Raw genomic sequence first — 9,442 nt, forward strand, 5'->3', positions numbered from 1 at the left:
TCTCGTTTTGACAAATTGGCCAGGAACTTCTTGAGTTTTCTCTATCTCGTCAGTGCTCTCTTTTGGCTCAAATGAAAGATCAACACAACCTAGATCGGCGGCAACAAAAACCGTAGCTGCTGTCAACCTGCCGTGAACCTAGAACCGCTGAAATAAACGATGATAAAAACAGCAGCTGCTACAGATATCAAGCACAGGGCGGTGGGGCATCCCGTCCTTTTCGCGTCAGCGGGACGGAGTCCTTGAAGCTCGCACTCTCTCGCTTTAGCGGCGCGGAGCACTTTGCGTCAGCATGAGTGCGGGAGTTATGTCACTTGTGCAACCGTTTGTCGCTGGCTGAGCCGAGCAGACCTCACGACAACAAAAGTCAAGACCCGCAAGCGAAAGACAGACTTGGCTGCCCTGCAGCAAGACGTAGACCAGTGCCCAGAAGCTCGACTAAAGGATGGAGCCCAGCGCCAGAGCAATACCCATTAACTGCAGCATTGACAATATCCGACAATATCCAAACAACAAAAAGGCCCCCTTTCGAGGGCTTTTTTGAGGATACTGTTGCGCCGTTTTACCGTGGTTTTCGACCTGGAAAATCCAGTATAGGATACCGGGGATGATTGTCGATAGTTTCCAAATCAAGTTTGGCCTACTGCTCTCACATCCACTTCCCATCCTAATTGTCGAAGGGTATAGATCGCAAAAACATAACGGCAGTCACCAACGCCGCAGAATCCTCTCCCAATCATACCCCATTTTTGGGGTGTGCCCGTCAAGTGCTCACCAAGGGCTAGGATAAAAGACAGCTTGACGGGTTGCTGGCCATGCTTGGTTCCTGGTTAGACAACATCTATGGCGCTTGGTTTCTGCCGGAGCGCACCTTTCGGGCGTTGCGGGAACAGCCTGTTCTCTGGCAAGCCTTTGGGGTGGTGGGGCTGCTCAACGTCCTGGATGCGATTCGCCGCTCTGGGGTAAGCCTGCCGAGCATGGTGCTGGCGGTGCTGATGGGATCCCTGGGCTGGGTGGGTTTGGCGGCTTTGTTGCAATTGCTGGCCTTTTGTTTGGGTCGGGCTGTCCCTTCCTTTTCAGCGCTGCTGTGCTTGACGGGGTTTGCCGGTTTGCCGTGGCTGCTGCTGGGGCCTGCTCAATCGTTGGGTGGGGTGGTGGGATCCCTGCTGGGCTTGTCAGCTCTGCTGTGGTTTGTGGTTTGGCAGGTGCGGGCAGTAGCTGTAGCGCTGGATTTGGAGTGGTGGCGGCTGCTGGGCCTGATCCCATTGGCTTTCCTGGGGGGGATCTTGGCCCTGAGCTGGCTGACCAGCGGCGTCGTTGCTCTGGCTTCCTTGGGCTAAAGCTTATAGTTGTTTCAGGTTAGGGTGAGACGCCTAGGCTACTGATCGCGTCAGCGGGACGGAGTCCTTGAAAAGCCTTCCGGTTCTGCGTATTGTTGCTCCGCAACGCTATTGCTATGCCTACGGCACCCTGACGGGAACCGCAACGCTATTGCTCCGCAACGCTGACACGACGACGCGAAGACGCGACTAACGTTCTAGGTGTGGGTGCAGCGTCCTGGTTGGAATTGAAATGATTGTAATTCTCGTTGAATCCCGGCGTGTGGCCAGGGATGCTTCCCTGGAATTAGCGGGGCACTCGCTGCAGATGCGGCTTTTCCTCCGGCAGAATAGCGCCTTCTACGGGGCAGACCTGTAAACAGATGCCACAGTCGATGCAGGTGGAAAACTCAATCCAAAAGTAGTCGGTGCCTTTGGCATTTTTGGTATCGCCGGGGTGGATGCAGGCAACAGGGCAAGCCTCTACACAGTCGGCCACACCTTCACAGATATCGGTGACAATTGTATGCGGCATGGATCCCTCCCAATGAACGCTCTAAGTCAAATCCTAAGTGCAGTTGCCACAAGGTCAGCCTTGACGTCGCCTGCGCTTCCTATGCTTTTGACTTTTTGATTGAGATGCGCGACATTAGCCCAAAGCTGTCTGAAAAAGATGGGGCTTATATCCCAGTCCTGGGGTTCATTTTAGGCCAAAATTGCTCCCCAACGAAGAATTTTCCGGATTGTCGCTTTTTCTGACTTTGTCTGGGGCCTCTCAGCACAGCGCCAACATGTGGGAGGTCAGAGACAGTCGGCAAACCGGCTCCCGCCGCCTCGAGAGTTCTTTCTTGCCAAAAATGCCAAGGGACATACTCTGCTGTGACCTGGGTTTTAACCGAAAGATAGGATGATTTGGCATAAAACAGGGGCTAAATCTCTCTGGGATCCCGCTCTTGAGATTGCCACCAACGGCTGAGGGGCCAGTACAAAGCAGGTGCCCAGAGGCTACTTAAAATAGCAGACGTGAGGGCATTGCGTTGATGGTTCCACCAGATGCTCTCCAGAGAACGCGAACCGTCGCCGCCGATGCTGCCGAAAGAGTGAAGGGAGTTCCCCAATCCATCCAGCAAAGTTTGCATTCCCGCCGGATCCAGGCCCTCGGATCCCTGGGAGGCGGCAAGCCACATCCATTGCAGTGCCATCAAGGTTTCGGCGATCACCACCATACCAAAAACGATCAAGGCCACCGAGATAAAGTCTTCTTGCATGTAGCGTTGTTTTTGCAACTTGGCGGTGAGGATCCCAACTACAGCCAGCCCCAGCGCATGGGTAGGACAAGGGCTGGTCAGCGCATCTTGCAGAAAACCCAGGGTGACCCCGGCAACAGCCCCCTGCCAAGCTTTGCGCCGCACACTCCAGCACACCACCCAGATCAAGGGCCAATCTGGGGTTAAGCCTGCTAGCTCCAAGCCCGGCCCTCGCCACCAAGGGGCCACTGCTGCCAGCAATCCCGACAGGACAGTCACCAGCCAGTTAAGGTGAGACTTAAGCTTAGGAATCAGAGGGTTGAGCATAGCGGTAGATCAAGGCCCATTCCAAGAGACCCAGCGGCGCCGACAGTTCGACAGTGGCTTGAGGGGCAGGGCTGGCATCCAAGTTGACCGCTCGAACCGTTCCCACCACCACCCCGGCTGGGTAAAAGCTGCTCAGGCCCGAGGTCACCACAACATCCCCCACCTCTACTTTGGGGGCCTTGTCGAAAAAATCCAAAATGGCACTCTGGGTGCCCGTACCCCTCAGGATGCCCATGTGTCGGCTGCGACTCAGCATTACCCCGACACGGCTGGTGGGATCGCTGATCAGGAGCACTCGGCTGGTGTTGGGCGTGACCGACTCGACTCGCCCGATCAACCCTCCCGGCGCCATGACTACATCTCCCACCCTGACTCCATGCCGGCTGCCGCGGCTGAGGGTGAGCTGTTGCCACCAGTGATCGGCGCTGCGACCCACCACGGCTGCTGGGATCCCCGCTTGGGGCATTTGCTCGGTAAATTGCAGCAGTCGCTTCAGCTCGCGGTTTTGGTACTGCAACTCGGCTACCAGGGCTTGCAGCTCACGGTTAGCGGCCTGGCTGAGCACCGCAGCAGGATCCACAGGCGGACGGGCTGGAGCAGTGATCCAACTGTACAATTCCACCAACAGGGATCCCTGGGTTTGGCGCAAGCCCAGCGCCGCCCCCATCGCCAAAGCAGACAGGAGCAACCCCAGGCTATGGCGCCTCCACCATTGGCGTAGCCGATTCAAGCAATACCTCTCCGACCCACTCGACTCACACCTTAGATCAGGGATGGGAAGAAACTCCTCTAGCCCTTGAAGCTGCCGCTCAACACTCGACCCAAGGTTTTGAAATCCTCCAGAACTCGCCCTGTACCCAGCACCACACAACTGAGGGGATCCGGGGCAATGTGAACCAAGATCCCGGTTTCATGGCTGATCAGGGCATCCAGACCCTTGAGCAAGGCTCCTCCCCCGGCCAGCATGATGCCTCGGTCGATGATGTCGGCAGCCAATTCCGGTGGAGTGCGCTCCAGGGTGCGCTTAATGGCTTCCACAATCACCGAGAGGGGCTCGGCCATGCTCTCGCGAATTTCGGTGCTCTTCACCGTGACGGTACGGGGTAAACCCGAGAGCAGGTGTAACCCGCGCACTTCCATGGTCAGTTCCTCTTGAATTGGGTAGGCGGAGCCAATCCGAATCTTGATCTCTTCAGCGGTGCGCTCCCCGATGGTGAGGTTGTGAACCTTTTTCATGTACTGGGCGATGGCCTCGCTCAGCTCATCTCCCGCTACCCGCACCGACTCGCTCAGCACGATCCCCTGCAAACTGAGGACGGCTACCTCAGTGGTGCCGCCGCCAATGTCGATGATCATGTTCCCAGTGGGCTCTTGCACCGGCAGCCCGGCCCCGATTGCTGCTGCCACCGGCTCATCCACCAAATACACCTCCCGCGACCCAGCTTGGAGAGCGGCTTCCATCACCGCCCGTCGCTCCACTCCGGTCACGCCGCTGGGGATCCCAATCACAATGCGGGGAGCAATGAGGTACCGGCCCTCGTGTACGCGGTGGATGAAGTGTTTTAGCATCATCTCCGCCGTGTCGAAATCGGCAATCACCCCATCTCGCAGAGGACGCACCGCTACAATGTTGCCGGGGGTACGGCCCAACATTTTTTTGGCATCTTCCCCCACAGCCAGGGGTTGCTTGGTGTTTTGGTCGATGGCGACCACAGAGGGCTCTTGCAGGACAATGCCTCGCCCGGCCACGTAGACCAGCGTGTTGGCAGTGCCCAAATCAATGCCCATATCACGGGAAAATCGGCTGAAGAACCCCACGGTAAGTCGCTCCAGTCTTGATTTGGGAAGAAGCAGCAAGCTTTGGTACCTACTATAGTCTAGTTCTGCAAGAGAATCTCCCCCGAAGAGTGGGAATCTGCTCCAGAGAAACCGGCTATGGCTGTATCCCAGCCAGCTGTGGAAGATCGAATTCGCCGCTAAGGTGCAATCCTGTTGTGATTCGGGATCCCTCGTGCCTAAGGTTGCCATTGCTCCAGCCGGCTATCCGGCCATCGCCCCCTATTCTCCCGGCGTGAAGGTGGGCAAAATACCCTCTACATCTCGGGCACATTGGCCCTGGATCCGGAGGGCAAGACGGTGGATCCGACATCGCCACCCAGACTCGCGTGGTGTTGGAGCTGAGTGACATCCTCCCGACGCTCACCCTGCGGGTACAGCGCGGAGCTTCTCGGCAGTTTAGCTAAGATAGACCAACCCGGTCTTTTGGCGGTTGCGATGCAGCTCTCTGGTGCCTTGGTTAGCGTGGCTACCCTGGACTTGCCTCGTCTACAACGCTTCTATCGGGATCTCTTGGGGATCTCTCCCCAAGTCCAGCTCCCGACAGAGGGGGATCCGGTGTACGTAGAGTTTCGTCTGCCGGGGTTGCGGCTGGGCCTCTATCGCAGCCGTCATCTCGATGGTGGTGCCCAAGCCGCAGCGGTGAGCCTCTGCCTGCAGGTGCAAGATTTACAGGGATCCCTGACAACACTGGAAGGGTTGGCGGGAGCTTATCAGCTCTCCATTTCCCCCCTGCGGCAAGCCTTTCATGGACAGGAGGTGGATTTTCGGGATCCCGATGGCAACCGGATTGTGCTGCACCAGCCCTCTGCTGCTTTTGAGGAAGCGACGGCCTGGGATCCCCAGGGTTAGATTCGCCAGAGATAGATGGTGTAGGTGTTGATAACATCCGATACAGTGGTGGTGGCGGTGGGGAGCCAATCTCCCATGTCGAAGGAGTGGGTGACCAGACGAGCGCCGGGCCGAAGCTGGGAGCGCAGCTTGTCTCGGATCAGCAGGTGGGAGCGGGGCAGCAAATAGCAGCTCACCACCGTCGCCGGGGTTAAGTCCAGAGTGAGCAGATCCTGCTGGAGCATGACTCTAGTCAATAATAAGCTCAACTATACTGAAAATAATGTATAATATGTTCAGTACGGATTACTACCAGTTGATCTTTCTGTTTACTTTCGAGTCTGCCAACATGGTAGCCAAAGCAAAGCAGAAAATTGGTGGTAAGACGACACGGAAACTGCGCTTTGGGTATTCTACTCAAAGCTTTGCGGGATACCGCCATTCTGTTTGGACTCCGTCCCGCTAACGCGAATGGAAACAAACAGAATGCTATCGCTGCATAGTTGAACAGTGATGTTCAGCAGTGTTCAGCGTAAATGTATCAGAAAAGTAACTCGATCCTGAACTTGGGCTTCTTGGGCCCGCTGTTGGGCTTCCAGGATGCGCTCCGGGTCGATATCCACCCCCACGCCCCGCGTGCCAAAGCGCTGTGCCGCCCGGATGAGAATGCGGCCATCCCCACAGCCCAAGTCGTAGAGAGTATCCTCGCTCCCCACCTGGGCCAAATCCAGCATGGCATCCACAACCAAGGGCAAGGTGCGCACATAGGGGGCCAAGCGGATTCCCTCTGGACTTTGCAGGTTGGGCTGGCATTGGAAGAAGGGATCCCTGCCCACCGAGTTCTGACCCAGCTTAGGTTTGAAACCGCGGGGCACCAAGGGTTGATTCCGAGAAGAGCGGTTTTCTCTGTTCATCAAATATTCTCATCAATTTCCTATCAGTCTATCAACCTGTCGCAGTACAGAGCCCCTGCCGTTCTACTGGGTGGAAAGTCACCGCCAATTGCGTCGGCTCAAGTACAGTCTACTAAGGGGTTATGGGATACACCTGTATGGTCATTTTCAACAGGAATGAAACATCTCCGTTCCATTGCTCTCTAACTCCCCTCTCCCTCTGGAGGGGCTGGGGGAAGCGGCGCGGAGCGTCTGGGCAGCGGCGGGAGTATCTCAATCGAGTCTGGAATGACTATGAACCTGCTTGTTCTAAACCTCACTGGGGTCAAGCCTCGGAAACACGATTTTTATACCCTTTTATATCCCTTAATTTGTAACGGGCTGTATCTCAAAAAATATCTTGATTCAACAACTTAGCCAGGCGTTCCAGCCCCTTTTTGACTTGGCGGGAAACGGTAACGGCACTGATCCCTAGCCGCTCTGCCGTTTCTTTTTGCGTGAGGTCATAGAAGAAGACAAATTCCAAAATCTTGCGGGTACGTTCCTCCAGCTGAGCCAAGGCATGTTGTAGGCGAATACGATCTTCTTCAGCCAGTTGAAAACTGCGGTAGCGCTGATCCGGAACGACCTCCCCCAGAGCAACACTGTCTTCCTCAGTTTGAATCGGAGCATCCAGGCTGAGCAAAAGGCTGTTTTGTTGGGCCAGCTCCAGCTCTCGCCATTCCTGCTCCGTCAGTTGCAGGGCTTCCCTCACCTCGGCCTCAGAGGGAGAACGGCCCAACTCTTGCCGCAGACGGGCAATCACCTTCTTGGCTTGTCTTTGCAGGGTCGTCCAGCGGCGTGGGATCCGCATGGTGGGGCTTTTGTCCCGCAGGTAGTGTTGAATTTCTCCGCGAATGTAGGGCAGGGCAAAGGAGCTAAAAGCCAGGCCTCGGCTGATGTCAAAGCGTTCGATAGCTTGAATCAAACCCAAACAGCCAACTTGCACCAGGTCGTCGTACCCCTCATTGCATTGGTTGCGCCAGTGGTGGGCCTCTTTGCGCACCAAGCCCAAGTTCATTTCCACCAGCCGGTTGCGCAGGGCTGGATCGCGATTCTGGTGGTACAGCCGCAACAGTTCGGCAGTTCGGGCTTTAACATCCTCACTAGATGCCATAGATCCACATGCGGCTGGGAATCCGGTCTTGGCCAAAGGCAATGGAGGGGAGGGCCGCCGGTCGCCTCAGGGAGACGGAGTTCTTGGGAGAGGTCAGGCGAGGGGCCGTTATCATAGACAACCACTTTACCGATTTGCCGAAAATAACTGTAGAACCAGCACTTAAGGAACTGGAAAACCATTCAAAGGCTGAGGATCCCACCCATAACCAACACCCATCCAGTCAAGAGACGCTTTTGCCCAGCCAGACCCTGCGCAAGCAGGTGCTACAGGGCTACAGGGATGGCGTTAGAAGCACAACCGGACACTGTTGAGATTTGCCAAGAGCTGGAACGTTCTTAGTTTGACCAGGTTTCTTGACCCAAGCAACAGCATCTCCACGGAAAATCGGCGGGTTTCCTCGGCAAAAGAGCGCAATTTTCCCGTAAGACCCAACGAAATTGCCGGATTTCTGTTGTTGGCGTGCTCTCGTGGTTATTGGTGATTGGGTCAGGTTGGCGGTGAAACAGCCTGTGCATTCCAGCCTCTCCTCTCCTTCTGGGAGGTGAGAACGTCAAGAGGCTGTTCGTGACAGCGGCGGGGGGTTCTTGGGGGGATCCGTGCCGGCAAGGGCTGCCAAAAAGGATGCAAAACTCGGCTCCTCGCGAATGAGGTCGAAATAGGGCTCAGAGGAGAGCAAGGGGCGGTAGCGTTCCGGCTCCAGGCGTAGGGCTTGCTCCAAAGCTTGTAGGGCCTGAGGCACTTGGCCTTCCCAGGCGTAGCAGCAGGCTTTGGCGTAGTGAGCCTCGGCATTGCTGGGATCCATCTGCAGGGCCCGATCAAAACTCTGGATGGCCAGCTCGTAGAGGTTCAAGTCCATCAGCACCAGGCCGCGCTGCACCCAGATCTGAGGGCGTTTGGGATCTTGCGCCAGGGCACGGTCATAGCTGTTGAGGGCCTCCATCGGGTTGCCGAGGCGGTGGTGGGCAAGGGCATGGCCGGCCCAGAGAGAGGCCGATTCGGAGCCCAGTTGCAGGGCTCGTTCGTAGCTGGCCAGAGCATCGACGTAGCGCTCTAGGTGAAACAGAGCCAGGCCCCGACTCTGCCAAACTTGGGCATTGACGGGGTTGATGGCGAGGGCTTTCTCGTAGCTGATTAGGGATCCCTGCCACCGTCCCAGAGAGGCTAAGGTTAGCCCGTGCAGGTACCACGTTTCCGGGCTGTGGGGGCTGAGGGCAAGGGCCCGTTCGTAGGCACGTAGGGCTTCTTCGTAGCGGCCCAATTGCCGCAGCGTGTTGGCCTGGTTAAAGCGGGCCTCAAAAAAATCCGGTTTCAGCCGCAGAGCCCGCTCATAGCTGGCCAGAGCTTCTTGATGGCGACCGAGATCGTCCAGCAGAGAACCACGGTTGTTCCAGGCTTCGGGGAAATCCGGCTTCAGCTCCAGGGCGCGGTCGTAGCTGGCCAGGGCAGCTTGGGCTTGCCCCAGGTGGTCGAGGGTGGTGGCGCGGTTGTACCAGGCAATGGGATCCTGCGGCTGATCTCCCACCGCCTGCTCGAAGGGCTGTAGTTGAGCCGCCTGTTCCGCCGAAAGGGCAGATGGGTCAACCGCCGGGGCCGGCGAAACGGCTGTAGATTCTGGGGAGGCAGCACGCTTCTGCCGCCGCAGCCACCAGGCCCAACCCCCGGCCAAAAGCAACAGGCTCGCCCCCAGCACCAGCACGCCCACGTCGGTCGGGGCAATCACAAACGGCATGACCCACTTCCTGATACATTTACGCTGAACACTGCTGAACATCACTGTTCAACTATGCAGCGATAGCATTCTGTTTGTTTCCATTCGCGTTAGCGGGACGG

General features: G+C 56.9%; 12 protein-coding genes and 1 other RNA gene. 3 read left to right on the plus strand and 10 right to left on the minus strand.

All coding sequences use genetic code 11. The features are described from left to right. Positions 1-282 precede the first annotated feature (282 nt). Positions 283-477 (plus strand): IS630 transposase-related protein, encoded by a 195-nt coding sequence (locus ACVWXE_RS13870; RefSeq protein WP_457490595.1) that lies wholly within the window; start codon positions 283-285, stop codon positions 475-477. A gap of 65 nt (positions 478-542) precedes the next feature. Here the strand turns inward: ACVWXE_RS13870 and ssrS are convergent. After that, positions 543-729, minus strand: a non-coding RNA gene (gene ssrS, locus ACVWXE_RS13875) — 6S RNA. 86 nt (positions 730-815) lie between these two features. On the opposite strand from ssrS, the gene ACVWXE_RS13880 reads away from it, so the two are divergent. Further along, positions 816-1,340 carry a YIP1 family protein gene (locus ACVWXE_RS13880; RefSeq protein ID WP_457490596.1) on the plus strand — a complete coding sequence of 175 codons (525 nt, stop codon included), beginning with the start codon at positions 816-818 and terminating at the stop codon, positions 1,338-1,340. Positions 1,341-1,626: 286 nt separating this feature from the next. Here ACVWXE_RS13880 and ACVWXE_RS13885 read toward each other — a convergent pair whose 3' ends face one another. The 4 genes from ACVWXE_RS13885 to ACVWXE_RS13900 form a co-directional block, all read right to left on the minus strand. Continuing rightward, a complete protein-coding gene (locus ACVWXE_RS13885; RefSeq protein ID WP_011434056.1) occupies positions 1,627-1,854 on the minus strand; it encodes an indolepyruvate ferredoxin oxidoreductase subunit alpha in 228 nt (75 codons plus the stop codon). Positions 1,855-2,248: 394 nt separating this feature from the next. Next, positions 2,249-2,893, minus strand: coding sequence for a rod shape-determining protein MreD (gene mreD / locus ACVWXE_RS13890; RefSeq protein WP_457490597.1), 645 nt, complete (start codon positions 2,891-2,893; stop codon positions 2,249-2,251). Further along, positions 2,871-3,623 (minus strand): rod shape-determining protein MreC, encoded by a 753-nt coding sequence (gene mreC, locus ACVWXE_RS13895; RefSeq protein WP_414342829.1) that lies wholly within the window; start codon positions 3,621-3,623, stop codon positions 2,871-2,873. Before mreC ends, mreD begins: the two co-directional genes overlap by 23 nt. A 59-nt stretch (positions 3,624-3,682) precedes the next feature. Continuing rightward, a complete protein-coding gene (locus ACVWXE_RS13900) occupies positions 3,683-4,711 on the minus strand; it encodes a rod shape-determining protein (RefSeq protein ID WP_011434052.1) in 1,029 nt (342 codons plus the stop codon). 456 nt (positions 4,712-5,167) lie between these two features. Between ACVWXE_RS13900 and ACVWXE_RS13905 the strand changes: the two genes are divergently transcribed. Then, a complete protein-coding gene (locus ACVWXE_RS13905; RefSeq protein WP_414342826.1) occupies positions 5,168-5,581 on the plus strand; it encodes a VOC family protein in 414 nt (137 codons plus the stop codon). Here the strand turns inward: ACVWXE_RS13905 and ACVWXE_RS13910 are convergent. From ACVWXE_RS13910 to ACVWXE_RS13930, 5 genes are all read right to left on the minus strand, one after another. After that, a complete protein-coding gene (locus ACVWXE_RS13910) occupies positions 5,578-5,805 on the minus strand; it encodes a hypothetical protein (protein ID WP_457404397.1) in 228 nt (75 codons plus the stop codon). The genes ACVWXE_RS13905 and ACVWXE_RS13910 overlap by 4 nt on opposite strands. A 282-nt stretch (positions 5,806-6,087) precedes the next feature. After that, complete coding sequence (locus ACVWXE_RS13915) at positions 6,088-6,474, minus strand: SAM-dependent methyltransferase (RefSeq protein ID WP_457490598.1); 387 nt, start codon at positions 6,472-6,474, stop codon at positions 6,088-6,090. Positions 6,475-6,841: 367 nt separating this feature from the next. Further along, entirely contained in the window at positions 6,842-7,609 is a 768-nt protein-coding gene (locus ACVWXE_RS13920; RefSeq protein ID WP_041436760.1) for an RNA polymerase sigma factor SigF, read from the minus strand. Beyond that, positions 7,599-7,724, minus strand: coding sequence for a hypothetical protein (locus tag ACVWXE_RS13925; RefSeq protein ID WP_457490599.1), 126 nt, complete (start codon positions 7,722-7,724; stop codon positions 7,599-7,601). Before ACVWXE_RS13925 ends, ACVWXE_RS13920 begins: the two co-directional genes overlap by 11 nt. 438 nt (positions 7,725-8,162) lie before the next feature. Further along, positions 8,163-9,341, minus strand: a complete 1,179-nt coding sequence (locus tag ACVWXE_RS13930; RefSeq protein WP_457490600.1) for a tetratricopeptide repeat protein — start codon at positions 9,339-9,341, stop codon at positions 8,163-8,165. Between the last annotated feature and the right edge of the window lie 101 nt (positions 9,342-9,442).

Source organism: Thermostichus sp. MS-CIW-41, assembly GCF_054058915.1.

Excerpts from the sequence above, each read along its gene's own strand:
- ACVWXE_RS13880 (WP_457490596.1), top strand. The coding sequence starts at position 816 with ATGCTTGGTTCCTGGTTAGACAACATCTATGGCGCTTGGTTTCTGCCG.
- ACVWXE_RS13885 (WP_011434056.1), bottom strand. The coding sequence starts at position 1,854 with ATGCCGCATACAATTGTCACCGATATCTGTGAAGGTGTGGCCGACTGT.
- mreD (WP_457490597.1), bottom strand. The coding sequence starts at position 2,893 with ATGCTCAACCCTCTGATTCCTAAGCTTAAGTCTCACCTTAACTGGCTG.
- ACVWXE_RS13905 (WP_414342826.1), top strand. The coding sequence starts at position 5,168 with ATGCAGCTCTCTGGTGCCTTGGTTAGCGTGGCTACCCTGGACTTGCCT.
- ACVWXE_RS13910 (WP_457404397.1), bottom strand. The coding sequence starts at position 5,805 with ATGCTCCAGCAGGATCTGCTCACTCTGGACTTAACCCCGGCGACGGTG.
- ACVWXE_RS13915 (WP_457490598.1), bottom strand. The coding sequence starts at position 6,474 with ATGAACAGAGAAAACCGCTCTTCTCGGAATCAACCCTTGGTGCCCCGC.
- ACVWXE_RS13920 (WP_041436760.1), bottom strand. The coding sequence starts at position 7,609 with ATGGCATCTAGTGAGGATGTTAAAGCCCGAACTGCCGAACTGTTGCGG.
- ACVWXE_RS13925 (WP_457490599.1), bottom strand. The coding sequence starts at position 7,724 with ATGATAACGGCCCCTCGCCTGACCTCTCCCAAGAACTCCGTCTCCCTG.
- ACVWXE_RS13930 (WP_457490600.1), bottom strand. The coding sequence starts at position 9,341 with ATGCCGTTTGTGATTGCCCCGACCGACGTGGGCGTGCTGGTGCTGGGG.